Source organism: Neorhizobium sp. LjRoot104 (genome assembly GCF_964253725.1).
Lineage (GTDB): Bacteria > Pseudomonadota > Alphaproteobacteria > Rhizobiales > Rhizobiaceae > Neorhizobium.
The window spans coordinates 4088271-4113776 of record NZ_CAXURS020000001.1 but is presented as its reverse complement, the minus strand read 5'-3'; the positions used below and the strand labels follow the sequence as shown (position 1 = coordinate 4113776).

Here is a 25506-nt window from a genome sequence, read left to right as displayed (position 1 = left end):
CCAGGATTTCTATGAATTCCGTGGAGGTGTCAGGCTTTGGGGTTCACCGACCTCTATTGCGTGACCATCTGGATCATAAAAGCGGAACACTCGCTGTCGCCATGCTTGCTGCTCTATGGGATGGATCAATTCCACATGCGGCGCGATTTTTTCAAAAGCCACATCGACATCCTCGTGTTCGAAATATAGCAGCAAATTCCTTCGCCCATAGGGTTCCTCCCCAATGGAAGCTTGCCGCCAGATCGTTTGTTCAAGCGAACTTCCCTCGTGGATTGCAAAACCACTCTCGAAAAGGACGAAGTTTCCGAAATCCTCCCGTATTTTTAGACCAAGCCTATTTTGGTAAAACGCTTTCGAGTGATTTATGTCGCGGACGAAAGGAATGGGATTGATAAAACGCATCGAACTCCTTCCGTAAGGTTACGTTTGTTGCCGCACAAATGCTTATTCTGCGGCAGTTCAACGAATAGAATGCCGCACGACGATATTTTCGGCAAGGAATCGCTCGGGACGCCCATTCCTAAGATGCCTTGGCAGCGTAGGTGCGCAGACTAGCGCGCGCATCGGGCCGGCACATGTTCGAGATTAACCGCTCATTCCGGCGAGTCGTCCTGCAGGACGCGCCAGGAGGCGCCTTCGAGGTCGTCGTATTGGCCGCTCTTCAGCGACCAGAGAAAGGCGAAGAGGCCGAGGCCACCGAGGAAAAGCGCAATTGGAATGAGATAGATCAGCATGTTCATGCGACGCGGGCCTCATCGGCAGGAGTTTTTGCTTCACCGTGGCCCTCCGCCACCCCCGCCTCGACGGCGCTCCCCGATCCGCTGAGCCGGAGGGCATTGGCAACGACGATGATCGAGGACGTGGACATGGCGACGGCGGCAATCAGCGGCGTCGCATAACCGGCCAGCGCGATCGGCACGGCGATGATATTGTAACCTATGGCGAGCGCGAAATTTTCGCGGATCAACCGGCCCGCGCGCCGCGATATTTCGATCGCCAGCGGCACGGCTTCGAGGCTGTCGCGCATGAAGACGAAATCGGCAGCCTGGCGGCCGACATCCGCCGCCGTCGCAGGCGCGATCGAGACATGGGCGGCAGCGAGCGCCGGTGCGTCGTTGATGCCGTCGCCGACCATCAGCACCTTGCGGCCGCTCGCCGCCAGCGATGTGCAGAACTCCGCCTTCTGTTTCGGCGAAAGCTCGGCCTGCCAGTGTTCGAGGCCGAGGCGGATGGCGAGATCGGCAACCACCCGGCGACGGTCACCCGACAGGATGCCCGTCTCGAAACCACCGGCCGCAAGCGACGCCGTAGCGGCCAAGGCGCCGGGGCGGAGCGAATCGTCGAAGCGGAAGGTGGCGATCTCCTCCGCGTCGAGCGAGAGAACCGTTTCCGTCACGGTATTGCCCGGGCTTCCGTCGTCCGGCACAGTCAGGGCGAAACGCCGGTTGCCGAGACGATAGACGCCTGCCGGCGTTACCGCTTCGAGCCCCCGGCCCGGGATTTCAGTGACCGTTTCGAAGACCGCAACCGGGCCGGATACCGCCAGCGCGAGCGCCTGCGAGAGAGGGTGGCGCGAATGGACGGCAAACCCCGCGGCCAAGGCGAGCTGCCTCCTGTCGAACCGCTCCGCATCCAGCAGCCGGGGCCGCCCGAGGGTCAGCGTGCCGGTCTTGTCGAAAAGCACCGTGTCGATTTCGGCAAGCCGCTCCATGGCAGAGCCGTCCTTGACCATGATGCCGTTCCTGAACAGCCGGCCGGCCGCGACCACCTGCACAACGGGCACGGCCAGGCCGAGCGCGCAGGGGCAGGTGATGATCAGCACGGCAATGGCTACCAGCATCGCATGTTTCCAGTCGCCGCCGATGAAACCCCAGGAGAGGAAGGCGGCGAGCGCCAGGAAGTGGACGGCCGGAGAATAATATTGCGCCGCGCGATCGGCGATCCGGCGATACCGCGCCCGGCCGCCTTCTGCCGCTTCCATCAGCGAAATGACTTCGGACAGGAAGGAATCCTTGGCGGCAGCCGTCGCCTTCAGCACCAGCGAACCGGTGAGGCTGAGCGTGCCTGCCTGAATCATATCGCCGACACGGACCGGCCTCGGCGCGCTTTCGCCGTTGACGATCGACACGTCGATATCGCTTGCGCCGCTTTCCACGAAGCCATCCACTGGCACTCGCTCACCGGCGACGATCGCCACCCGGTCTCCGGGCCGGATTTCGTCCACCGGGCGGTATTCGCGCGAGCCGTCCGCGCCGATAACCGTGGCGCCGCGGGGCGACAGGCGCGCAAGACCGCTGATCGCGGCGCGCGCCCGGTCGCGCATGATGTGGTCCAGCGTGCGGCCGATCAGCAGGAAGAACAACAGCGAGACGGTCGCATCGAACCAGGCGTGTTCGCCGTGATGCATGGTTTCCCAGAGCGACACCGCGTAGGAAAGCGTAATCGCGAGCGCGATCGGCACGTCCATGTTGGTGCGACGGCGGCGCAGCGCATTCCAGGCCGACTGATAGAAGAAACGGCCGCCATAGATCAGCGCCGGCGCGGCGATCAGCGCCGATATCCAATGGAACATGTCACGCGTCGAGGCATCGGCGCCCGACCAGACCGAGACCGAGAGCAGCATGATGTTGGCTGCCGCAAAGCCGCAGAGGGCGACGGCGCGGATCAGGTCGCGCTGCAGCTTTTCGCCGACTTCCTCGGCATTCGAAAAAAGATGTGCGTCGTAACCGGTGGCATCGACGATCGCCCTGACCAGCTCGACCGGATCGGTGGCGTCGTCTCCGGTCTTTTCCCGCCAGACGATCGAAACGCGCTTGGTGGAGAGATTGACCCGCGCCCGCTCGACGGACGGTAGCGCGTTCAGCGCCTTTTCGATCGTCGCGATGCAGGTGCCGCAATGGACCTGCGGAACGCTGAGATCGGTCTGGCGCAGGCCGGGTGAAACCACCCGGCTCGACAGCGTCAATTCCTCCGACGACGGAAGCGGGCGATCCAGATAACCTTCCGTTCCGGGCGCGCAGCAGCTCATTCCGCCCTCCTCAGGACAGCGATCCGTTCGGCCTGATGCAGGATGCGCTTGCCGTTCCGGATGGCGCTCGCATCGACGATCCAGTGACCGGGCAGGATTTCGTGGGTGGCCGTGAAGACCCCCTTGCCGACGGGAACGAGGTCGAGTTCGAAATCCTGATGTTCGCCAACCGGCCGCTTGAACTTGAGCGTCAACGTATCGGCCGTCACCGGCCCCTCCTTGGGATGAAAGACCTCGTAGCGGACATCGGACCCGTTGACGGTAATGCGGCCGGTGACGCCCGTGGCGGTCAGGGTTCGCGCCTCGGCAGCCTTGCCGTTGAACTGCTGGCTGGCGACATAGGTGTTTTCCGCCACCAGTCCGCTCCAACTGGTGACCGCGTTGTAGGCCATGTAGAAATTGACCGAGATGATGGTGCCGAAAAAGAGCACCAGCACGCCGAGCATATGCCAGCCGGTGAAGACGAAGGATTTTGCTGGGATCGTATTCATTTTCGTCGTGCTCACTTTCTGGCTCCCGGCGTGTTGAAGACCGCTGAATAACTGTCCCTTTCATGGCTCGACCGGTCTTCGGCGATGAAATGGAAATCGACGGCCTCGGAGGAAACGGCATCCTTGGGCAGGGTCACGAAGACCTTCAGGGCGAGCGCCTTGTCAGGCTCCACCTGCACCGCGAAGAGACGGCCCGGAACATCCGTGACGCCGGAGATCTTCATCGTCGCTTCGGGCAGGCCTTCCATCGAGACCATGATCGTGCGTGGCTCCGGGATCATGTTGAGCAGCCGGATCGTGTAGCCGTTGCGGATGGAGCCGTCCGATTCCAACACGAATTGGGGGTTGCGATCATGGAGAACATTGACCTCCAGCCGATCGCGCGACAGGAGCGCGAGGACGAGGCCAAGGCCGACGGCCGACCAGACGCCGAAATAGATCAGCGTGCGGGGCCTGAAGATCACCCTCCAGTCGAAATGGCGGACCTTGTCGATGAAGGAACCGTCCGGATTGCGCACCCGCGCCGGTTCGACCGCCGTCATGCCGCCGCTGGTCGCGAGCGCCATGTTCGCCTCATATTCGTCGAGCGTCGCATAGGCAATCAGGCCGCGCGGCTTGCCGATCTTGTCCATCACGCCGTCACAGGCGTCGATGCAGAGCGCGCAGGTGATGCAGGCCAACTGCTGGCCTTCGCGGATGTCGATGCCCATCGGACAGACCGCCACGCAGGCATTGCAATCGACGCAATCGCCGACAGGCTGTCCGGCCACCGCCGCCTTCTTGGCATGGCGGCTGCGCGGTTCGCCGCGCCAGTCGTTATAGGTGACGACCAGCGAACTCTCGTCGAGCATGGCCGCCTGGATGCGCGGCCAGGGGCACATGTAGATGCAGACCTGTTCGCGCATGAGCCCGCCGAGCAGATAGGTCGTCGCCGTCAGGACGGCCACGGTCGAATAGGCGACCAGGGCCGCCTGGCCGGTGACGAAATCGAAGGCGAGCGAGGGCGCATCGGCAAAATAAAAGATCCAGGCGCCGCCCGTGGCGACCGCGATGGCCAGCCATGTGGCGTGTTTGGCGACCCGCTTCCAGAGCTTGTCGAAGCTCCAGTGCGCACCGTCTAGCTTGATGCGGGCGTTGCGGTCGCCCTCGAAGAAGCGTTCGACGACGAGGAAGAGATCGACCCAGACCGTCTGCGGACAGGCATAACCGCACCAGGCGCGACCGACCGCCGAGGTCACCAGGAAAAGGCCGAAACCGGCCATGACCAGAAGCCCGGCGACGTAGAAGAATTCCTGCGGCCAGATCTCAATGAAGAAGAAATAGAAACGGCGGCTTGCAAGATCGACGAGCACCGCCTGGTCGGGCGCGAAGGGACCGCGATCCCAACGGATCCACGGGGTCAGGTAATAGATGCCGAGGGTGATCAGCATCAACAGCCATTTGAAGCGCCGGAAACGCCCTTCGGCCCTTTTCGGAAAGATCTTCCTGCGCTTCTCGTAAAGCGGCTTTCCCGGCGAATGCACGGGCCGGACATCGATCCGTTCGACGGACGAACCGTTCTGTTCCAGATGCGGGGCGGTATAAAGATTCATGAGCCAATCCTTTGGCTCTTATTCTGGCATCGCACCGCGCGGCGCCCCTTGACCAAAGTCAACGGGTCGGAGCGGCAGGCTGCGACATTCTGGCGGGGACGTGCAAAATGCACTATTCTTCACCGCAACCGGGAGAAGACCATGGGCCTGCATAAGCTGGAAATCGAAGTAGATGATGAGATGCTGTCGCGGATTGATGCCGCCGCCGCTCGTATCAATCGTTCACGTTCGGAGGTCGTCGTCGATAAGTTGAAGGATCTTCCCCCAGCCGTCGTCGATGCACCGGATCGGGCGGAGATAGAGAGACGGCTAGCTTTCCTTCGTGAAATGTCTGCGCGGATCGATGCGTTGGGACGTCCTGGCCGATCCGCGGAAGAGATCGATCGCCAAATCCGCGAATTCCGCGAAGATCGTCAATATGACCGGTAAGGTCTATGTCGACAGCAATGTCCTAATCTACTACGTCGATGGCTCACCCGCGTTCAAATCCCTGGCTGAAGACGCCGTGATGGCCTTCATCGGAAGTGAATGGAGGTTATTTTCCAGCGAGATCACGTTTGGTGAATGCCTACGCGGGGTACCTCGCGATGCCCCGGATGTCTCGGCTGTTTTTGTCGCCATTTTGAGCAACGCCGACTTTATATCCCTCGAGCCCGTCAGCCTCGCTCTCATCAAACGTGCCGCCGTCCTCGGCTCCGAACTCAACATGAAGCTCATCGATGCCATCCACGTCGCGAGTGCCGAAGCTTTGCAATGCGAGGTCTTCCTGACCAACGACCGGGGCATTCGCGCCCCGGCCGGTATCGAACTGCGGTATCTTTCAGACGGGACGTGATTATTCCCCGCCGCCCAGCGAGTGAATGTAGACGGCGAGCTGCTTGACGGCTACGTCGCCGAGACGCCCCTGCCAGGCCGGCATGACACCGTGTTTCGGAGCCTGGATCTGCTTGACGATCTCCGCCTCGCCGCGAGCCTTCAGCCAGATCGCGTCGGCAAGGCTCGGCCCGCCAAGGTCGCGGTTGCCCTCGGCCTTCTCGCCATGACACGAGACGCAGTTGTCGGCGAAGAGCTGTTTTCCGGCTTCTATCATCGACGGGTCGCGCGGGGTTCCGGTGAGGCTCACCACATAGGCGGCAACCTGGCGCACCTCATCCGGCTTCAGCATATCGGTAAAGGCCGGCATTTCGGAGATGCGGGTCTCCCCGTCGGCGGGATCGCGGATGCCATGAGCGATCGTCTGGTAGAGGGCGTTGATATCGCCGCCCCAGAGCCAGTCGTCGTCGTTGAGGTTGGGATATCCCCGTCCGCCGGTCGCACCCGTGCCGTGGCACGGGGTGCAGTTGACACGGAAGGCCGCGGCGCCGCCCGCGGTTGCGAACTGGCTGAGCTGGGGGTCGGCGACGATCTCCTCCAGCGACGAACCGGAGATTTTCTCCAGGATGCCGCCTTGGACGACCCTGGCACCATCGAGATCTGCCGTAAGCTCGGCACGGCTCGAATATCCGAGCAGGCCTTTCGTCGCGTCGGTCAGCAGCGGGATGGACGGATAGGCGATCGCATAACCGATCGCCCACAGGATGCAGGCGTAGAACGTCCAGAGCCACCAGCGCGGCAAAGGATTGTTGAGTTCGCGGATGCCGTCCCACTCGTGGCCGGTGGTCTCAACGCCGCTCAGATCGTCGATGTGTTTTTCCGCCATGTGTTTTCCTGGCATGTTCAATCCTCCTTCAGAGGGATCCGGGCGGCCTCGTCTGCAGAGGCTTTCGCGCCGGGGCGCAAGGTGAAGACGAGAACGCCGAGGAAGAACAGGGTCATGGCGAGCAGACCCCAGCTATCGGCGAAATGGCGCATGGCCGTGTAGAATTCCATGGCTTTTCCTCCTCAGCGGTAACCGGCGGCATCGTCATAGGTCGAGAAATCGACCAGCGTGCCGAGCATCTGCAGATAGGCGACCAGCGCATCCATCTCCGTGAGGCTCTCGGCATTGCCGTCGAAATCGCCGACCTTGGCCTTGGGATACCTCGCCAGCAGGCCGGACGTGTCCGCGTTCGGATTGGCCTGGACTGAAAGATCCGCCTTGGCGCTCGCGATCATCTCGTCCGAATAGGGGACGCCGACGGCGCGGTTCGCCTTCAGCGTCATGGAAACGTCGGTGATCTTGAGCGGCGTCTCCTTGAGGAAGGCGTAGCTCGGCATCACCGATTCCGGCACGACGTCGCGCGGTTCGATCAGGTGCTGGACGTGCCATTCGTTGGAATAGCGGTCACCGACGCGGGCGAGATCCGGGCCTGTGCGCTTCGATCCCCACTGGAACGGATGGTCGTACATGGATTCGGCCGCCAGGCTGTAGTGACCGTAGCGTTCCACCTCGTCGCGGAAGGGGCGGATCATCTGGCTGTGGCAGACATAGCAGCCTTCGCGGATGTAGATTTCGCGCCCGGCAAGCTCGAGCGGCGAATAGGGCCGCATGCCTTCCACCTTCTCGATGGTGTTTTCGAGATAGAAGAGCGGTGCGATTTCCACGATTCCGCCGATCGAGACGACGAGCAGCGAGCCGACCAAGAGCAGGGTCGCGTTGCGTTCGATGTAGTGATGTTTGTCGAGAATGGACATGGACGTCCCTCCTTATTCAGCCGGCTGGAGAGCGGCGGGGGAAGAACCGCCCCGAACCCGCTCCTGCCGTTGGTAACCGAGGATGGTCATGGTGACGTTGAAGGCCATGATGAGCCCACCGGCGAGGTACATGACGCCGCCCACCGCACGCAGCAGGTAGTAGGGGAACATGGCCGCCACGGTTTCCGCGAAGGAATAGACCAGGAAACCCTGGTTATCGTATTCGCGCCACATCAGGCCCTGCTGGACGCCGGCGACCCACATCACGGCGGCGTAGACGACGATGCCGAGGGTGGCGAGCCAGAAGTGCCAGTTGACCAGGTCGAGACTGTAGAGGCGGTCGCGGTTCCAGAGCTTGGGCGTCATGTAGTAGACGGCACCGAAGCTGATCATGCCGACCCAGCCGAGCGCGCCGGAATGTACGTGGCCGATCGTCCAGTCCGTATAGTGGCTGAGCGAATTGACGGCCTTGATCGACATCATCGGGCCTTCGAAGGTCGACATGCCATAAAAGGCGATGGCGATGATCATCATCCGGACGATCGGATCGGTGCGGATCTTGTCCCAGGCGCCCGAGAGCGTCATCAGGCCGTTGATCATGCCGCCCCAGGAGGGCATCCACAGCATGATCGAGAAGACCATGCCGAGCGTCTGCGCCCAGTCGGGCAGCGCGGTATAGTGCAGGTGATGCGGGCCGGCCCAGATATAGAGGAAGATCAACGCCCAGAAGTGGATGATCGACAGCCGGTAGGAATAGACGGGGCGATTGACCTGCTTCGGCACGAAATAATACATCATCCCGAGGAAGCCCGCAGTCAGGAAGAAACCGACCGCGTTGTGCCCGTACCACCACTGGGTCAACGCATCCTGGACGCCCGAAAAGGCCGAATAGCTCTTCACGCCGAGGAAGGAGACCGGGACCGCCAGGTTGTTCACCACATGCAGCATGGCGATCGTCACGATGAAGGCGAGATAAAACCAGTTCGCGACGTAGATATGCGGTTCCTTGCGCATCAGGATCGTGCCGAGGAAGACGGCGAGATAGGCGACCCAGACGACCGTCAGGAAGAGGTCCACATACCATTCCGGCTCGGCATATTCTCGGCCCTGCGTGATGCCCAGCAGATAGCCGGTCGCCGCCATGACGATGAAGAGCTGGTAGCCCCAGAACACGTACCAGGCGAGGTTGCCGCCGAAAAGGCGCGCCCGACAGGTGCGCTGGACCACATAGAAGGACGTGGCAATCAGCGCATTGCCCCCGAAGGCGAAGACGACCCCGGAAGTGTGCAGCGGCCGCAGGCGGCCGAAATTGAACCAGGGTTCGATGTTCAGGTCCGGGAAGGCAAGCTGGAGCGCGATGACGACGCCGACCAGGAAACCGACGACGCCCCAGAAGACCGTGGCGATGGTGCCATATTTGACCACCTCGTCGAAATATTCGGATTTTGCCGGCGGGCGCACCGCGAACCTCTGCGGCGCGAAGGAAGCCTTGCGCAGCAAAACGACCGTGCTGAGCAACAGCACGAAGAACAGGACCCACATGTGGGCCGCAAACAGGCTATCGTGGGCATAGGCGGCTGCGAGCAACGCCAGGAAGGTGCCGATCGCCAGCCAAATTGTTTCTGAGACGTAATTCATGGTCTTTGGCCTCACAGCGCAAATACGCTGCCGGTTGAAGGATTGTGACCATGATGTGCTGACATACGCACCGCTTCGGGGGTTTGACCTGCGTCAACGCCCCCGTCCAAACGGCTCTTGCTGGTGCTATTCCCGGCTCAGTCTTCCGGATCGAGGATGCAGCACTGTTCCGGCAGCGGGGTAAGGACCGCCTGGGCGCCGGCATCCAACGGGTCGGAAAGCGGACCGTTGGCAGTGATTTCGCCCGCGGCCGTTTCGCATTTGTACTGATAGGCGCGGCCGAGATAGGTGCGCATCCCAAGCGTCGCCGGGATGCCCTCGCCGTCGCGGCGGACGGCAAGCCCGTCGGCGCGGCAGGCCAGAATGAAATCGTCCTTGATCGGGCCGAACAGGTCCTGGGAAAGATGAAGCCGCGTGCCACCGGCGGCTTCAGACGTGACGATTGCCGCCTGGCGTTCGACGACCTTCATGCGGATCAGGTTCTCGAAACCCACGAAGCGGGCGACGAAGGCGCTGGCCGGCTTCTGGTAGAGCACTTCCGGCGTATCGAGCTGCAGGATGCGGCCGGCATTCATGATCGCGACGCGGTCGGAGATCGAAAACGCCTCCTCCTGATCGTGGGTGACGTAGAGCGAGGTGGTGCCGTTGGCGCGCTGGAGCTGGCGGATCTCGACGCGCATGTCGATCCTGAGCTTTGCATCGAGATTGGAGAGCGGCTCGTCGAACATCAGGAGCGGCGGCTCGATGACGAGAGCCCGGGCGAGCGCGACGCGCTGCTTCTGGCCGCCGGAAAGTGCTGCCGGCAGGCGGTCGGCAAGCGGCGCAAGCCCGACGCGTTCCAGCATCGCCATTGCCCGTTTCGCCCGATCCGGCTTGGCAAGGCCACGCTGCTTGAGGCCGAAGGCCACGTTGTCCAGCACCGACAGATGCGGGAAGAGCGCATAGTTCTGGAAAACGAGGCCGATATCGCGGGCATGGGCGGGCAGCGTCGTCAGGTCGCGGTCGCCGAGCCGGATCCGGCCGCCGGTCGGCTGCAGGAAGCCTGCCACGAGGCGCAGCGTCGTCGTCTTGCCGCAGCCGCTGGAACCGAGCAGCGACACGAGTTCGCCGGCGGCGACGGAAATCGACAGGTCCTTGAGAACCTGGGTGGTCCCGTAATGGGCGGAGAGGTTTTCGATGGTGAGGGATACGGTCAAGGGAACCTACTTGGTCAAAAATGTAAGGCCGAGCGTCGCTTCGACGATCGCCATGACGCCGACGGTCACCAGCATCAGGAGCACGGAAACGGACGCGATCGTCGGGTCGAAAAACTGCTCCATATGCGCCAGAATCTGGATCGGCAGCGTCGAGATGCCGGGGCCGGTCAGGAAGACCGACACCGAAACGTCGTTGATGGAGGTGATGAAGGCCAGGATGAAGGCGGCGATGACGCCGGCGCGGATATTCGGCAGCACCACGGTCATGAAGGTTTTCAGCGGCGGGCAGCCGAGGCTCCGTGCCGCTTCCTCGATCGAGAAATCGAAGGAGGCAAGGCTGGCGCCGACGACGCGCACCGAATAGGGCAGGATCAAAAGCGCATGACCGACAACGAGGCTGATGAAGACCGGCAGGCCGAGGCCTATCGTAATCGACTTCAGGAGCGCGAAGCCGAAGACGATTTCCGGCACCAGGATCGGCAGCACGAACAACGTCGAGAGCCAGCGGGGCAGCTCGACACGGTAGCGGTTCAGCGCATAGGCAGCCGGAATGCCGATCAGCAGCGACAGACCGGTGCCGAGAAGCGCCACCTGCAGGCTGGTGATCGCGGTGCGACGGAAAGCTTCCATCTGGAAGATGTTGACGAACCAGCGCAGCGTCAGCCCCTGCGGCGGGAAGGTGAGGAATGTCGTGTCGCTGAGGGCCGCGCCGACGATGATCACCAGCGGCGCGAGCAGGAAGAAAAAGACGAGGATGGCGAAAGCGCCAAGCAGGGGGTGAATGCGCGTCGCCATCAGACCGCCATCGGGTTGAGACGGCGTGCCATGCGGCTCATGATGAGCACGACGCCGATGGTTATGACCACCATGATCGCGGCGATCGTCGAGGCTCCGACCCAATCGAAGGTCACCATGGCGCGCTGGTAGAGGAACGTGCCCATCATCATCTGCTTTTCGCCGCCGAGAAGCTGGGGCGTCGCGTAGGAGGTGAAGCTGCCGGTAAAGACCAGCACCGCGCCGACGATGAGGCCGGGGGCCGCGAGCGGCAGGATGACCTGAAGGAAGGTCGGGACCGGCCGGGCGCCGAGCGATGCGGCCGCCTCGATGAGGTCACGCGGGATTCCCTCCAGCACGCCGACCAGCGTCAGGATCATCAGCGGCACGAACAGATAGACCATCGCGACGATGACGGAGCCTTGCGTGTAAAGCATCGACAGGGGCTCGCCGATCAGGCCGGTCCACATCAGGAAACTGTTGATGATGCCATTCTTGCCGAGGATGATCAGCCAGGCGAAGGATCGGACGACGACGCCCGTCAGCAGCGGAAAGACCGCAGCGACGATCATGATGCTTTTCAGGCGTCCCGGCATCTGGGCGATGACGTAGGCCGTGATGAAGCCGACCACGAGGGCGATCGCCGTGGTGATCAGGGCGATCTGCAGGGTGCGGTAGAGAACCGCCATGCGGAAGCCGCTCCTGAAGAAAGCCGTATAGGTGGAAAACGGACCGCCCGCCTCGCCGAATGTGGTGGCGATCGTCAGCACGACGGGGATGACCAGAAGCAGGACAACGGCGATCGTCGCCGGCATCGTCAAACCCCATCTGGCAAGCTTGTTCATCGACAGTCTCTTTCAAAGGCAGGAGCGCCGCGTTGATAGCGGCGCTCCGTTCTCACTTCAACCATGTCGCCAACTGGCAACGCGCGGGATTACTTGCCGAAAACTTCGTTCCAGCGGTCGATCCAGTCGGTCTTGGCGGCGTTCATCTTGGCATAGTCGACACGGCTGAGGCTCGCAACCTGGTCGGCGCCGTAGGTCCAGATCTTCGCCTGGTCCGGGGTGAGCACGACCTTGGTGGAGATCGGCGCATCGACGCCCTGCTCGGCTTCCTTCTGCTGCACGTCCTTGGACAGGATGAAGTTGATGAACTGGTGGGCGAGTTCGACGTTTGTCGAACCCTTCGGAATGTTGACCGTGTTCAGCGTGGCGATATCGCCGTCCTTGAGCTTCGCCCAGGTCATCGTCTTCACCGCAGCCTGCATCGAGGCGAGCGTGAAGTCCTGGCCGATCGCGACGCGCACTTCGCCGGTCGAGATCAGGTTCACCAGTTCCGAACCGGTATTGTAGTTCTTCACGACGTTCGGCTTCAGGGCTTCGACGGCTTCGAAAGCCTTGGCGGTATTGGTATAGGGATCGACGCCGGCATGTTTGCCGGCCTGCACAACGACCATCGGGCCAGCCGTGGTGGTGATGCCCGGCAGCGAGACCGAGCTCTTCAGGTCCGGACGCCACAGGTCGTCCCAGGAAGTGACCGGAGGATTCACCTTGGCCGAGTCGTAAACGAGGCCAATGCGACCGATCGTGTAGGCCGGGCCGTATTTGCCCTGCGGCGCACGGCCGAGTTCGTAGATTTCGGAAAGGTTCGGGATCTTCGCCGGATCGACCGGCTGGAACAGGCCCTGCTCGATGCCGAGCTGCGAGAAGCTGTCGGTCAGGTAGATGACGTCGACGCCCTTGCCGTCGCGCAGCTTGAGCTTGTTGAGGCGGTCGGCATTGTTGCCTGTCTCGAAGACGATGTCGCAGCCGCAGATCTTCTTGAACGGGTCGATGATGTTGGCGGTCATCTTCTCGCCGTTATAGCCCCACCAGGAAATGGTGAGCGTCTTGGACTGGGCGCTTGCCGTCGCTGTGCCGCCGAGCGTCGCCAGGAGAGCAAGGGTTGCCAATTGGGTGAAACGAGTGGCCTTCATGAGGCGGGTCCTTTTGCGAAAGCGGCGTTGATGCTCCCCTGGGGCACCCCCGGGAATTAGGGGCGATACTATTTTTTGAACGGCCCGGCCGCAAGCCCAATTATTAGGCATAGACAGTCAAAGAGCCAGATTTCTTTAGGCTTGAAACATATCCTACTCCAGGTTGATTTCAGGTCCGGGCCCGCGTCGAATGCACGGTTTGCGACGGTTTACACGCCCGGGCATCGTCTTTAGGGTCCCGCGACCAGAACCCGACAGGCATTCTCCCGATGACGATTTTCCCCTCCCTCCTCGACGACCTGCTGATCAACGCGACGGACGAGGTCCGCATTCGCCAGGACCTGGTGCTGACGGCGCTCGGCAAGCGACCGGCCGATCGGCTGCTGAGGGTTGGCAGAATGCTCGACGTCCACAGCAGGACATGGCTCGAGGACCAGGAGATCGTCATCAAGGGCCGCCGTATCGCCTATGTCGGCCCGGCCGGCAGTTTTATGGGCGAGGTGGCGGAGCGTTGCCACGAGCCGGATCTCTTCGCCGTCCCCGGTTTCGGCGAGGCTCATAAACATATCGAAAGCTCGCACCTGACGCCGGAATGGGAAGCGGCGCTGGTCATGCCGCACGGGGTCACCTGGACCTGCGAGGCGAGCCACGAATTCTCGAACGTCAACGGCGCGCGCAACCTGGAATTCTGGCTGGAAGCGCGCCGCCGCGGTTCGCCAATGAAGATCTTTCCGCTGCCGGGTTCCGCCGTGCCGCCGACCGCCTATGAATGGGGCGGCGGCTATTTCGGTCACGATGAGCAGAAGCAGTTCATGGGCGAAAGCCTGATGGTCGCCGGTCTCGACGAGGTGATGGACTGGCCGTCGATCTCCGACCCGTCCAATCCCTCCTATGACCGGCTGTGGGGCATGATCGGCGCCACCTTCGAGAGCCGCGGCGTGGTCGAAGGACATGGCGCGGGCTTGCGCGACCTGGCCTCGATCAACGCCTTTGCCGCCGCCGGCCTTGCTTCCGATCACGAAGGCTGGTTCCTGGAGGAAATCTGGCAGAAGCTGCAGCACGGGTTGTTCATCGAGCTCAGGCCGCATTCGCTGCCGGAGGTCATCCAGGGGCTCATCGGGAAGAACCTTGCCGACTGGTCTCAGGTGGCCTTCGTCACCGACGACCGCAGCGCTTCCGACACGCTGAAAATGGGCGCGACCGATTACAACGTGCGCCTCGCGATCGAGAACGGGCTTGCGCCGGAAATCGCCATCCAGTGCGTGACGCTCAACCCCGCGCGCCATATGCGGCTGACGCCGTGGGTGGGTTCGATCGCACCGGGCCGGTTTGCGGATATCGTCCTGCTGGACGACGTCGAAAAGCTGTCGATCGCCAAGGTCTGGGCGGATGGCGCGTCTGTCGCGCAAGGCAAGACATTCACCGGCGCACTACCGAAAATCGACTGGCCGGAATGGGCGACGAAGACGGTAAAAATCGACCGGCAGGTGACCGCGGCCGATTTCCGAATCGAGGCTCCGGCGGATCGGGCCGCCGCGAATGCCGCGCTGCTGCGGCCCTTCCACTGGTCGGACGAATTCATCACCATGGAACTGCCGGTCGAGGACGGCGCAGTGCAGCGCGACCACGACCGCAACGTCACGAAATTCTCGATCGTCGATCGGTTCTCGGGCGAAGCCAAGGTCTCAAAAATGTTTTGGCTCGGCACCGGGCCGCGCACGCCGGACACCGCACTCGGCTCGACGCTCGGTCATGACAAGCACAATATCTGGGTGGTCGGCTCCTCGGACGAAGCGATGGCGATGGTCGCCAATGCGCTCGCCGAACAGCAGGGCGGCTGGGTTCTGGTGTCCGGCGGCAAGGTGATCGCCCGCGTCCATTACGAGGTCGGCGGGCTGATGACGGCGCGCTCGGCGGAAGAACTCGATGCGGAGATGCAAGCGCTCTACAAGGCCGGCGAAACCATCGACTGGATGTACGAGCCGACGTTTTCGCCGCGCTGGTGGCCGGGTTTCCCGGAACGGCTGTCGTTTGCGACGCTCACTTGCTCGCCCTGGCGCTGGGTGCTGGTGGCGCCGTCGGAGCGGGCGCCGGACGGGTTCGTCAACGTGCTGACCGGCGAGACGCATCCGGTCGTCTGGTAGGCCGCTCTCTTCAGCGTGACTTGAAGAGATCCGGTTGATTTGCCACAACGCCGGGATCGATTTCCGGCGCAAGTCCATCCTCCCACCTCGGCGCCGACGATCGCGCAAAGGAACCCGTCATGGCCCAGCCCGCTCTCTTCACTCCGCTCCGTGTCCGCAATCTGGATCTCTCCAACCGCATCGTCATCGCGCCCATGTGCCAATATTCGGCCGAGGACGGCTGCATGACCGACTGGCACCTCATTCATCTCGGCCAGCTCGCGCTTTCCGGCGCCGCACTTCTGACGATTGAGGCGACCGGGGTGACCCCGGAAGGCCGGATCACCTATGCGGATGTCGGGCTTTACGACGACGCGACCGAGAAGGCGATGGCCCGCACCATCGATAGCATCCGCAAGTGGTCGGACATGCCGATCTCGGTGCAGCTCGCCCATGCCGGCCGAAAGGCTTCGACCGACAAGCCCTGGTTCGGCGGCACCCAGATCGCCCCGGATCATCCGAACGGCTGGCAGACCGAGTCGGCCTCGACGATCCCGTTCAATCCGAAATACGTGGCCCCCGTCGCGCTCGACAGGCAAGGTCTGAAAAAGGTTCGTGACGCCTTTGCGGCATCCGCGGTGCGGGCAGCAAGGATCGGGCTCGATGCGATCCAGATCCATGCGGCGCACGGCTACCTGCTGCACCAGTTCATGTCGCCGCTCTCCAACCAGCGCACCGATGAATATGGCGGGTCGCTGGAAAACCGCATGCGCTTTCCGCTGGAAGTCTTCGACGCGGTACGCCAGGCCTTTCCGTCAGACAAGGCGGTTACGGTGCGCGTTTCGGCGACCGACTGGGTCGAGGGCGGTCTCGACATCGACCAGACCATCGCCTTTGCGCAGATGCTGGACGAAAAAGGCTGCGACGCCATCCACGTCTCGAGCGGCGGGCTGCATATCGAACAGAAGATTCCGCTCGGCCCGAACTATCAGGTGCCGCTGGCGCGCGCCGTCAAGGCTGCCGTGAAGATGCCGGTGGTGGCGGTCGGCCTGATCACCGAACCGACCCAGGCGGAGGCGATAGTCTCGACGGGCGACGCGGATATCGTGGCGATTGCCCGCGCGATACTCTACGACCCGCGCTGGCCCTGGCATGCGGCAGCGGAACTCGGCGCCCAGGTGAAGCCGGCACCGCAATATCTGCGCTGCCAGCCTTCGCAGTTCAGGAACCTGTTTACCTCCTGAGGCCTCAGGCCTCTTCGTAAACGGCCTCGGCCGGCGCCGCGAGCAGCCGGTCGGCCATTTCCTGCTTGAGCCAAACCAGGCGTTCTTCTTCGGCCGGCGTCCGGTCCGGCTTGCGGCTGACGATAATGAATTCTTCCCGCACGTGACCTTCCTTAAGCTGCAGCGTCACCGTCTTGCCGCGATAGCTGAGCTCGAAGACGTAGCGTTCGAGAATGTTGCCGCGCTCAGGCTTTTCGAGCCCGTGGTCTATCGTATAGCGGCCTTCCGTCAGGCCGCGCGTCACCATTTCGAAGGCGTCGCGGCCGCCCGGACCGCGGAACGCGGTGCGGATGACAATCTCCCGGCGCTCCGGCGGGCCGTCGGGGCTCAGAAGCGGCATGGCCCGCTGCATCACCTTGAAGGCGTGGGCGACACCGCCCGGAAAACCGAAGCCGTGGAAATGCATCATGTCCGCATAGGTGTAGGAGAGCGGCTTGCCGTCTTCGAGAACGTCGATTTTGTCTGTCATTTTGTCCTTGCTCCGTCCAGCTCTTGGCGCATCCAGGGCAGAAAACCATCCAGGAAACGCGTCGTCGCCGGCATGAAATGGGATCCGTGATGAAAACACGGATCGAGGCTGGTGATGATCATGCGGCCGGGCGTCGTCACCTCGTCCACATAGAGAATGGGTTTTCCCTCGCCGTTGACGGCCAGCACGTCAACACCATCGGGCGGATCGAACCAGCCGTGCAGGTGCCAGGTGAGGTCTTCCTGGCCAAGCCAATCGAAGAGCGAATGGCCGGGCGACGCGATGCGGACGCCGAGGTCGGCCCCGGGCGTCAGCCACCACCACCAGTTCGTCGGCTGCGGCATAAACGTGATGCTCGGCAGGAAGACGTCCCAGTTCGTCTCGCCGGTGGCGACGATCGTGCCGCCCTGGTCGAGATAGGCGCGAAGCTGCGCGGCATGCGGCGCGAGGCGATCGGCTGGCGTGCGGCAGGGAATGAAAACGACGGCGTGTTCGGCGAGATCCACCGACGGAAGGTCTTCCGGCCGCACGAGCGCATCGAAGTGATGGGCGTAGCGCGGCGCTTCGAGCGTTTCGATATGGTAATAGGCGCCGGGATGGATTGCGAGAATGCTCATCAGTTCAATTCCCCGGCGAGCCAGGCGACGGCGCGGCTGGCCAATTGCTTCTTGATGTCGGGATCGTCGCCGCAGCCCCAGAATTCGTTGCCGGCGTGGGAGAGGAATTCGCCACCCCGCGGCCTGATCCAGACCCAATCGACCGGGACTTTTGCCGGGCCGAGGGCGTTGATGACGACGGCGCCCGCCGGCGGCGGATTGTGGCCGCGGCCGTAAAAGCCGGCGACCCCCTGGTTCGTTTCCAGCATCTTCTGGTCGATGCCGGTGAAGATCGGATGTTCGCAGAGCCGGGTCTGCACGAAGTCCACCCGCTTCGGGTTCTCGATCGGCCGGTAGATGCCGAGTTCCGGCAGGATGGGACGCAGGATATGGCCGTGATAGATCCAGCGGCCGCCGTGATCGAGGAAAGCGGTGACATCGGCCGCGAAACGCTGGAAACCGACCTGATCGAGATGGGTGGTGGTGACCAGCCCCGTGGCCGCCGCGAAATCGTTGCCGGTCAGTTCCATCTCCCGCACGATTCTCATGAGACCGGAGGCGATGGCGTCGCCAAACAGCGGCGCGGTCATCGAGTAGGGCTCCTGGTAATGCGACTGGATCATCAGGATGGTCATGCGGCGCGAATTCCTGCAAAGGCGGGCAGAACCGCCCGATGGGTTCCGCCGGAGGGACCGGCGAGCTCGACGACGCGCATCGGCACGCCATAGAGGTTTTCCAGATGTTCCGGCGTGATCGTCTCGGCGACCGGACCGAACAGCGGCTGGCCATCCGGCATCATCAGCAGCGCATCGTCGGCGGACGAAAGCGCGTGGTTCGGATCGTGGGTGGTGAAGACGATTGCCTTGTCGCGCGGCTGGCGCAGCGTGTTGAGCAGCGTCAATAGCCGTTCCTGGTTGTGCAGGTCGAGCGCCGCAGCCGGTTCGTCGAGAACCAGCACTTCCGAGCCCGTGGCGATCGCGCGGGCGAGAAGCACCAACTGGCGCTCGCCGCCGGAGAGGCGATCGAAATAATGATCGGCGAAGCGGGCGGCGCCGGCCCGTTCCAGCGCCGAATGGGCTATCCTGAAATCCTCCGGCCCCGGCTGGCCGAAGATCCCGAGATGGGCGGCGCGGCCCATGACCGTGACGTCAAGCGCGCGGTAACGCTGGTTGCTGGTGCCGGTCTGCGGCACGTAGCCGACGATGCCGGGCGCGACCCTGCGGCCTGCGTCGAGTTGCTGGAAACCGAGCATGGCCTTCAGCGTCGTCGTCTTGCCGCGGCCGTTCGGGCCGAGGATGGCGAGCGTGCGGCCGACGGGAACCGAGAAGCTCAAGCTCTCGATGATGGTGCGTGACCCGAAGCGGACGGTGGCATTTTCGAGGCCGATCATGAGCCGTTCCTTTCGCGGTAGTGATTGCGCAGCAGCAGCGCGAAAATCGGCGCGCCGACCAGGGCGGTAATGACGCCGAGCGGGATTTCGGCGGCGGTCGCGGTGCGGGCGAGCGTATCGATGATCACCATGAAGCCGGCGCCGAGCACGACGGAGGCCGGCAGCAGCGCGCGGTGGTCGTGGCCGACCAGCAGGCGGGAAGCGTGCGGAATGACGATGCCGATCCAGCCGATAATGCCGGAAACGGCCACCTGGCTGCCGACGATGACGGCGATCAGTCCGAAGACCATCCAGCGTTCGCGGTTGGTCCTGGCGCCGAGGCTCCGGGCTTCGGCCTCATCCAGCGACAGGATGTTGAGGCGGAAGCGCAGCATCCAGAGGAGCACGCCGCCGATGATCAGGCCGGGCGCCGCGATCAGGGTGCGTTCCCAGGTCGCGGTCGCGAAGGAACCCATCAGCCAGTAGACGATGGCCGGAAGCGAGGTATTGGGGTCGGCGACGAATTGCAGCAGCGAGACGACCGCGGAGAACATCGAGCTGACCACGAGGCCGGACAGGATCACGGTGATCGTTTCGCTGCGGCCGTTGATGCGCGAGATCAGGCCGACGAGGATGACCGCCGCCATGCCGGAGATGAACACCATGGAGATCAAGGGGAAACCCCAGACGCCGAGCATGATGCCGAGCGCGCCGCCGAAGGCCGCTCCCTGCGAGATGCCGAGGATATCCGGCGAGACGAGCGGGTTGCGGAAGACGCCCTGCAGCGCCGCGCCTGACAGGGCGAGCCCGGCGCCGGCGAGCGCTGCCAGCACGACGCGCGGTGCCCGTACAAGCAGGACGATGCGTTCGTCGATCGTCGTCAGTTCGCGCCACGGATCGGTGACGCCGAGCCAGATCAGCTCGAGCGCCCGGGTGGCCGGTACGGAGAAGCGGCCGACGCAGAGGCTGACCACGAAGGCGACCGCGAGCAGCGCCAGCAGCCCGGCAAAAACCAGTGTCTGCCGTGCCAGGTGTGTCCGGCGGGGCATTGGCGCCGCGTCGTTTTCAGCCAATGCCGCCATGACCTACTTCGCCTTGAACTGGCTGTAGTTGGCCGAGCCGCCCTGTTCCTTCATCCACAGGATGCCGTCGATATCCGCATCGGTGATGTCGTAGTTGTAGAGCGTCTTGTAAGCCGCCTTCATTTCTGCGCGCAGATCGTATTTGAAGACGTCCGGCTGGGTGAGGTTGGCGGTCCACATCCAGGCGAGCGGCGACTCCTGGTTCGGCGGATCCCAGCGGTAACCACCGAGCGGCATCTTGTAGACCCGCTTGTTTTTGGCCGCCTTGGTCAGCGACAGGATCGGGTCGTTATAGACCCAGTTCACGTCGAGCTTGGCTTCGAAGGCGTTGAGGAAGATGACTTCCGGGTCCCACTGCGCGATCTGTTCCTTGTTGACCGACACCGTGCCGTTGAGTTCGGCCGAGGCGTTCCTGCCGCCGACGAGTTCCATATACCAGGCATTGTAGCTGCCCTTGGTTCCGGTGGTGGAGATGTCGGTCAGCGCGCGGGCAATATATAGCGTGCTCGGCTTTTTATTGTCCGGGATCGCCTTCGCCTTGGCTTCGATGTCCTTCTGAACCCGATCGCGCCACTCGACCAGTTCCTTGATGCGCTCCGGCTTGCCGATCGCCCTGGAGGTCATCGTCATGTAGTCGCGGGTCAGCTGCTCGGTGCCGTAAAGGATCAGCATGGCGTTGAGGCCGGCATTGGTGATCGGCGCGACGATATCGTTGCCGCGGCCACCCCACTGGATGACGAGATCGGGATTGGTGGCCGTCAGCGCCTCGATGTTCGGCACGAAATTCGGAGCGGTCACGTCGGACGGGATGTCCTTGGTTTCCGGAAAGATCTTGCTGAGGATGCCTTCGAGCACGGCGCTCTTGGCGGTCGGGTTCATGCCGACCAGCCTCTTGGTGCCGCCGTCCAGCGCGATCACCGTAGAGGCCATCGGGATGACGATCGAAACGATGCGTTCGGCGGCTTTCGCGAGTTTCACCTCGCGGTTTTCCTGATCCTTGAAGACAATTTCCTCTGCCGCGGCACCATGCGCCAGCAAGCCGGAAAGCGCGGCGGCCAGAAGGCCGCGCGAAGCGAAACGAGTGAGCGAAACCATGATCTATCCCCTGCCGGTAACGTCGTCGGGGAGCATTCCTAATGCGCGCGATTATTCCTGTCTACAAATCTCCACTTTTAAAATGCGATTCGCCAATTCTGATTGACGGTGATGAACTGAACGGCCTTCGGCGGCTCAAGTCGGTCGCCCGACGCATTCCTGCTCGCAATGGGCCGGACAGGACGCTATGGAACATCGGTCTGACCCATTCATCAAAGGATTTTCATGCCCACCATCTATCTCGCCGGCCCCGAAGTTTTTCTCCCGGACGCCCAGACCGTGATGGGCGAGAAACGGCGGCTCGCCCGCAGCTTCGGCTTCGAGCCGACCGGTCCCGGCAGCGACGAGAACCAGGCCCCTGTCGGGCGGCTGACGGCTGAGGCGATCTACCAGCGCAACGATGATGCGATGCGCCGCGCGGATGTCTGCCTCGCCAATATCACGCCGTTTCGCGGCATCAGCGCCGATCCCGGCACCGTCTACGAAATCGGCTTCATGATCGCGCTCGGCAAACGGGTCTGGGCCTATACCAACCATCCCGACGACTATGGCACGCGGGTGCGGTCGATCTGGTATGCCGGGCTCGACATCGATGAGAGCAGCGGCCGTCCTCGCGGCCCGGACGGCCTGTCGATCGAGAACCACGGCAAGTCCGACAACCTGATGATCGACCTCGGCATCGAGGAAGGTGGCGGCCGTGTCATTCGCGCCGCGGCACTGCCGGCCGATCCGGAACGGGACCTGGCCGCCTATACCGAGGCACTCCGGCATCTGCGGGGTTAAACCAGCGACAGCGCGTCCTTGAGACCCAGGCCCTGCTTCACCTGAAGATCGAGATCGGCTTCGATATGATCGATGTGGTGGATCATCAGTTTGGCGGCGCGCTCGCCGTCGCCATTTTCCAGGGCATCGAGAACCGCGGAATGCTCCGAATGCCCGCAGCTCGATACGCCGGAACGGCCATAGAGCGCGATCACCAGCGATGAACGCGCGACCAGTTCGTCCATGAAGCGCTGCAGGATGACATTGCCGGCGACCGAGGCCAGCATGAGGTGGAAATCACCGGACGCCTTGATCTCGGCTCGCCGCGCAGCCGGCCCACGCTCGTTCATGTAACGCTGCTCCTCGTCGAGCTGGCGGCGGAACTCCGCGATGTCCTCGGGCGTGATGCGCTCGACCGCTGACGCGATGATGCCGGGCTCGATCAGCCGGCGGGAAGCAAAAATCTGGCGCGCTTCTTCCGGCGACGGATTGGAGACGAAGGCCCCGCGGTTACGCTCGGTTTTCACCAGGCCTTCGAAGGCGAGCATCTGCAGTGCGGCGCGCGCGACCGTGCGGCTGACGTCGAAAAGGGAGCCGACTTCGCTTTCGGATAGCTTGGTGCCGGGCGCAAGACGCCGATCGATGATCGCATTGCGCAAGGATTCCCGGATCGCCATGGAACGATCCTCCGGGGAACGATCCTCGGGCGTGGTATCGGTAAGATTGATCTTTTCGCTGATATTCATTGCTATGGTCCGATGTCCGGCTTTTGTAACCCGAGTGGCCACAGGATGCCAAGCGACTTGTTTTTGATCCAATGGCAAGATTGCATACGATTTACCCAAAGGATCGAAAACGATCGCACGATTTTTACGCAGTGGCAAAACGTGCCCGTCAAGGCTTCGATATAAAGCCAAGTCTTTCTAAAGGCTTAATCGAGTTGGCATGGCTGATGCATGGCAATATCAGACGCAAGGGAGCGCCTGATGAGCAAAGCCGCCGAAATAGACATCGCTTCAGTCTCCAAAATCTACGGGACAACCACGGCCGTTCACGCGATCAGCCTGAAGATTCCAGCCGGCACTTATTGTTGCCTGCTCGGTCCGTCCGGCTGCGGAAAGACCTCGACGCTCAGGATGATCGCCGGGCACGAGAGCATTTCCTCGGGCGACGTCCGCCTCGGCAACACCGTCGTCACCGACCTGCCGCCGGCCAAGCGCGGCACGGCGATGATGTTCCAGTCCTACGCCCTCTTCCCGCATCTCGACCTCGTCGACAACGTCGCCTTCAGTCTCAAGATGAAGGGGGTCGACAAGGACGAGCGGCGTGCCAAGGCGATGGACATGCTGCGGCTGATGCAGCTCGAAGCCTATGCGACCCGCCGTCCGGCCCAGCTTTCCGGGGGCCAGCAGCAGCGCGTGGCGCTTGCCCGCGCGCTGATCACCGATCCGGAAGCGTTGCTTCTCGACGAACCGCTTTCGGCGCTCGACCCGTTCCTGAAGATCCGCATGCGCGCCGAACTCAAGAAGCTGCAGACGTCGCTCGGCATCACCTTCGTGCACGTGACGCACAGCCAGGAAGAGGCGATGGCGCTCGCCGATATCATCGTCATCATGAACGACGGCCGCATCGAGCAGGCCGCCCACCCTCGCGTGGTGTTCGAAAAACCGGCGACGGCCTTCGTCGCCAAGTTCATGGGCGACCACAACGTCATCTCCGGCCGGGTGATGCAGAGCTCCGGCGACAAGCTGATGTTGTCGGTGCCCGCAGGCGGAGATTTCCTTGCCACCGACGACGGCGCCGCCGGGCTGACCGACACGGCCGACATCGCCATCCGCACAGACCATGTGCGCATCGGCCAGCCTTCCGAAAAGGGCCTCGGCTTCACCGGCTCCGTCTCGAACGTGGAATATCGCGGCTCTTCGGTGAAGCTCTCGGTCAACGGCGCGGGCATCGAGGATTTCACCGCGATCCTGACCGACGCCGAATTTTTCGCCAATCCGGTCAAGGTCGGAGAAGCGATCCCCCTTTCCTGGGGCCGCGAGGACGCCATCGTCCTCGGCCGCCTCAAGAACTGATGCCACTAAAAAACTCAACCAGAGGAGAACAAGGCAATGACTGAGACCAAGAAGACACCTAAGGGAATTTCGCGCCGCACGCTTCTGAAGACGGCGTCCGCCGCAGCCGGTCTTGCTGCCGGTTCCGGCGCCATCACCGGCTTCCCGACCATCTGGGCCCAGAACCCGATCACGCTGCGCCAGTTCGGCACCGGTGTCTCGAACCTCAATGCGATCGCCGAGAAGTGCAAGGCCGACCTCGGCATCACGCTCGAAATGACCGCGACGGACTCGGACGCCGCCGCCCAGCGCGCCGTCACCCAGCCGAACTCCTACGACATCGCCGATATCGAATACTGGATCCTCAAGAAGGTCTATCCGGCCGGCGTCATCCAGCCGATGGATACCACCAAGCTGAAGTACTACGACAAGATCGTTCCGCTGTTCAAAAACGGCAAGCTGAAGCCCGACAGCGTGATCGCGCAGGGCACCGCGCCGCACACGGTCGGTTATGTCGCAAAGCCCGGCGACAAGACCTTCGCCAAGGAAGAAACCAAGTGGTTCACGATGGTTCCGACCATCTACAACGCCGACACGCTCGGCATCCGCCCGGACCTGGTCGGTCGCGAGATCTCGACCTGGGCCGACATCATGGACCCGAAGTTCAAGGGCAAGGCCTCGATCCTCAACATCCCGTCGATCGGCATCATGGATGCCGCGATGATCATGGAAGCCATGGGCAACATCAAGTATGCCGACAAGGGCAACATGACCAAGGCGGAAATCGACAAGACGATCGACTTCCTGATCAAGGCCAAGCAGGCCGGCCAGTTCCGCGCCTTCTGGAAGTCGTTCGACGAGAGCGTCAACCTGATGGCCTCGGGCGAAGTCGTCATCCAGTCGATGTGGTCGCCGGCCGTCGCGGCCGTCCGCTCCAAGGGCATCGCCTGCAAATACCAGCCGCTCAAGGAAGGTTACCGTTCTTGGGGCGGCGGTCTCGGCCTTGCCGCGCACCTCTCCGGCGCCAAGCTCGACGCTGCCTATGAATATATCAACTGGTACACGTCCGGCTGGGTCGGCGCCTATCTCAACCGCCAGGGCTACTATTCCGCCGCGATGGAAACCGCCAAGGCCCACATGTCCGCAGACGAATGGGGTTTCTGGATCGAAGGCAAGCCGGCCAAGGGCGATATCGTCGCTCCGGACGGCAAGATCATGGAAAAGGCCGGCGCCGTGCGCGACGGCGGCTCCTTCGAGGAACGCATGGGCCACGTCGCATGCTGGAATTCGGTGATGGACGAGGACCGCTACATGGTCCGCCGCTGGAACGAGTTCATCGCAGCGTAACAGCGCAAAGGCCCCT

Annotated in this window: 27 protein-coding genes; 7 read left to right on the top strand and 20 right to left on the bottom strand. The window is 62.7% G+C overall.

Features of this window, described 5'->3' with window-relative positions; genetic code table 11:
* Positions 1-9: 9 nt before the first annotated feature.
* The 5 genes from ACSQ8R_RS20120 to ccoG all read right to left on the bottom strand — a co-directional run bounded on the left by ACSQ8R_RS20120 (position 10) and on the right by ccoG (position 5111).
* Positions 10-402 carry a VOC family protein gene (locus ACSQ8R_RS20120; RefSeq protein WP_436254989.1) on the bottom strand — a complete coding sequence of 131 codons (393 nt, stop codon included), beginning with the start codon at positions 400-402 and terminating at the stop codon, positions 10-12.
* Between the two features lie 191 nt (positions 403-593).
* Positions 594-740, bottom strand: coding sequence for a cbb3-type cytochrome oxidase assembly protein CcoS (ccoS, locus tag ACSQ8R_RS20115; protein ID WP_436254988.1), 147 nt, complete (start codon positions 738-740; stop codon positions 594-596).
* The gene (locus ACSQ8R_RS20110) at positions 737-3028 is read right to left on the bottom strand and encodes a cation-translocating P-type ATPase (protein ID WP_436254987.1); all 2292 of its coding nucleotides are present in this window, start codon (positions 3026-3028) and stop codon (positions 737-739) included. Before ACSQ8R_RS20110 ends, ccoS begins: the two co-directional genes overlap by 4 nt.
* A complete protein-coding gene (locus ACSQ8R_RS20105; protein WP_436255531.1) occupies positions 3025-3519 on the bottom strand; it encodes a FixH family protein in 495 nt (164 codons plus the stop codon). The genes ACSQ8R_RS20110 and ACSQ8R_RS20105 overlap by 4 nt, the downstream gene beginning before the upstream one ends.
* A gap of 11 nt (positions 3520-3530) precedes the next feature.
* Entirely contained in the window at positions 3531-5111 is a 1581-nt protein-coding gene (gene ccoG, locus ACSQ8R_RS20100; protein ID WP_436254986.1) for a cytochrome c oxidase accessory protein CcoG, read from the bottom strand.
* A 141-nt stretch (positions 5112-5252) separates the two neighbouring features.
* Here ccoG and ACSQ8R_RS20095 point away from each other — a divergent pair, with 141 nt between their 5' ends.
* Both ACSQ8R_RS20095 and ACSQ8R_RS20090 read left to right on the top strand, forming a co-directional pair.
* Entirely contained in the window at positions 5253-5540 is a 288-nt protein-coding gene (locus ACSQ8R_RS20095; RefSeq protein ID WP_436254985.1) for a hypothetical protein, read from the top strand.
* Complete coding sequence (locus ACSQ8R_RS20090; protein WP_436254984.1) at positions 5530-5946, top strand: type II toxin-antitoxin system VapC family toxin; 417 nt, start codon at positions 5530-5532, stop codon at positions 5944-5946. The genes ACSQ8R_RS20095 and ACSQ8R_RS20090 overlap by 11 nt, the downstream gene beginning before the upstream one ends.
* On the opposite strand, the gene ccoP is transcribed toward ACSQ8R_RS20090, so the two are convergent.
* From ccoP to ACSQ8R_RS20050, 8 genes are all read right to left on the bottom strand, one after another.
* Entirely contained in the window at positions 5947-6810 is an 864-nt protein-coding gene (gene ccoP / locus ACSQ8R_RS20085; protein ID WP_436254983.1) for a cytochrome-c oxidase, cbb3-type subunit III, read from the bottom strand. It abuts the gene before it with no gap.
* Between the two features lie 17 nt (positions 6811-6827).
* Positions 6828-6980: a CcoQ/FixQ family Cbb3-type cytochrome c oxidase assembly chaperone gene (locus tag ACSQ8R_RS20080; RefSeq protein ID WP_007762698.1), complete on the bottom strand. Its 153-nt coding sequence runs from the start codon at positions 6978-6980 to the stop codon at positions 6828-6830.
* 12 nt (positions 6981-6992) lie between these two features.
* Positions 6993-7724, bottom strand: coding sequence for a cytochrome-c oxidase, cbb3-type subunit II (ccoO, locus tag ACSQ8R_RS20075; RefSeq protein ID WP_436254982.1), 732 nt, complete (start codon positions 7722-7724; stop codon positions 6993-6995).
* Between the two features lie 12 nt (positions 7725-7736).
* Positions 7737-9362 (bottom strand): cytochrome-c oxidase, cbb3-type subunit I, encoded by a 1626-nt coding sequence (gene ccoN, locus ACSQ8R_RS20070; protein WP_436254981.1) that lies wholly within the window; start codon positions 9360-9362, stop codon positions 7737-7739.
* A gap of 137 nt (positions 9363-9499) precedes the next feature.
* Complete coding sequence (locus ACSQ8R_RS20065; RefSeq protein ID WP_436254980.1) at positions 9500-10558, bottom strand: ABC transporter ATP-binding protein; 1059 nt, start codon at positions 10556-10558, stop codon at positions 9500-9502.
* Positions 10559-10564: 6 nt separating this feature from the next.
* Positions 10565-11356, bottom strand: coding sequence for an ABC transporter permease (locus ACSQ8R_RS20060; RefSeq protein WP_436255530.1), 792 nt, complete (start codon positions 11354-11356; stop codon positions 10565-10567).
* A complete protein-coding gene (locus tag ACSQ8R_RS20055) occupies positions 11353-12177 on the bottom strand; it encodes an ABC transporter permease (RefSeq protein WP_436254979.1) in 825 nt (274 codons plus the stop codon). The genes ACSQ8R_RS20060 and ACSQ8R_RS20055 overlap by 4 nt, the downstream gene beginning before the upstream one ends.
* 89 nt (positions 12178-12266) lie before the next feature.
* Positions 12267-13307, bottom strand: coding sequence for an ABC transporter substrate-binding protein (locus ACSQ8R_RS20050; RefSeq protein WP_436254978.1), 1041 nt, complete (start codon positions 13305-13307; stop codon positions 12267-12269).
* Positions 13308-13576: 269 nt separating this feature from the next.
* Between ACSQ8R_RS20050 and ACSQ8R_RS20045 the strand changes: the two genes are divergently transcribed.
* Together ACSQ8R_RS20045 and ACSQ8R_RS20040 are read left to right on the top strand one after the other, a co-directional pair.
* Positions 13577-15451 carry an adenine deaminase gene (locus ACSQ8R_RS20045; RefSeq protein ID WP_436254977.1) on the top strand — a complete coding sequence of 625 codons (1875 nt, stop codon included), beginning with the start codon at positions 13577-13579 and terminating at the stop codon, positions 15449-15451.
* A 119-nt stretch (positions 15452-15570) separates the two neighbouring features.
* Positions 15571-16674 carry an NADH:flavin oxidoreductase/NADH oxidase gene (locus tag ACSQ8R_RS20040; RefSeq protein WP_436254976.1) on the top strand — a complete coding sequence of 368 codons (1104 nt, stop codon included), beginning with the start codon at positions 15571-15573 and terminating at the stop codon, positions 16672-16674.
* 4 nt (positions 16675-16678) lie between these two features.
* Here ACSQ8R_RS20040 and ACSQ8R_RS20035 read toward each other — a convergent pair whose 3' ends face one another.
* The 6 genes from ACSQ8R_RS20035 to ACSQ8R_RS20010 are packed head-to-tail and all read right to left on the bottom strand — an operon-like array spanning position 16679 to position 21324.
* Positions 16679-17182 (bottom strand): hypothetical protein, encoded by a 504-nt coding sequence (locus ACSQ8R_RS20035; protein WP_436254975.1) that lies wholly within the window; start codon positions 17180-17182, stop codon positions 16679-16681.
* On the bottom strand, positions 17179-17799 hold the full coding sequence (locus ACSQ8R_RS20030) for a hypothetical protein (protein WP_436254974.1): 621 nt from the start codon (positions 17797-17799) through the stop codon (positions 17179-17181). Before ACSQ8R_RS20030 ends, ACSQ8R_RS20035 begins: the two co-directional genes overlap by 4 nt.
* Complete coding sequence (locus ACSQ8R_RS20025; protein WP_436254973.1) at positions 17799-18413, bottom strand: hypothetical protein; 615 nt, start codon at positions 18411-18413, stop codon at positions 17799-17801. The genes ACSQ8R_RS20030 and ACSQ8R_RS20025 overlap by 1 nt, the downstream gene beginning before the upstream one ends.
* On the bottom strand, positions 18410-19168 hold the full coding sequence (locus tag ACSQ8R_RS20020; protein WP_436254972.1) for an ABC transporter ATP-binding protein: 759 nt from the start codon (positions 19166-19168) through the stop codon (positions 18410-18412). The genes ACSQ8R_RS20025 and ACSQ8R_RS20020 overlap by 4 nt, the downstream gene beginning before the upstream one ends.
* Positions 19165-20229 carry a FecCD family ABC transporter permease gene (locus ACSQ8R_RS20015; RefSeq protein ID WP_436254971.1) on the bottom strand — a complete coding sequence of 355 codons (1065 nt, stop codon included), beginning with the start codon at positions 20227-20229 and terminating at the stop codon, positions 19165-19167. The genes ACSQ8R_RS20020 and ACSQ8R_RS20015 overlap by 4 nt, the downstream gene beginning before the upstream one ends.
* Positions 20230-20232: 3 nt before the next feature.
* Positions 20233-21324 (bottom strand): ABC transporter substrate-binding protein, encoded by a 1092-nt coding sequence (locus ACSQ8R_RS20010; protein WP_436254970.1) that lies wholly within the window; start codon positions 21322-21324, stop codon positions 20233-20235.
* Positions 21325-21549: 225 nt separating this feature from the next.
* On the opposite strand from ACSQ8R_RS20010, the gene ACSQ8R_RS20005 reads away from it, so the two are divergent.
* Complete coding sequence (locus ACSQ8R_RS20005; protein ID WP_436254969.1) at positions 21550-22107, top strand: nucleoside 2-deoxyribosyltransferase; 558 nt, start codon at positions 21550-21552, stop codon at positions 22105-22107.
* On the opposite strand, the gene ACSQ8R_RS20000 is transcribed toward ACSQ8R_RS20005, so the two are convergent.
* Complete coding sequence (locus ACSQ8R_RS20000) at positions 22104-22832, bottom strand: GntR family transcriptional regulator (protein ID WP_436254968.1); 729 nt, start codon at positions 22830-22832, stop codon at positions 22104-22106. The two genes, ACSQ8R_RS20005 and ACSQ8R_RS20000, sit on opposite strands and share 4 nt — an antisense overlap.
* 240 nt (positions 22833-23072) lie before the next feature.
* Between ACSQ8R_RS20000 and ACSQ8R_RS19995 the strand changes: the two genes are divergently transcribed.
* On the top strand, positions 23073-24164 hold the full coding sequence (locus tag ACSQ8R_RS19995) for an ABC transporter ATP-binding protein (protein ID WP_436254967.1): 1092 nt from the start codon (positions 23073-23075) through the stop codon (positions 24162-24164).
* Positions 24165-24200: 36 nt separating this feature from the next.
* Entirely contained in the window at positions 24201-25490 is a 1290-nt protein-coding gene (locus ACSQ8R_RS19990) for an ABC transporter substrate-binding protein (RefSeq protein ID WP_436254966.1), read from the top strand.
* Positions 25491-25506: the final 16 nt, after the last annotated feature.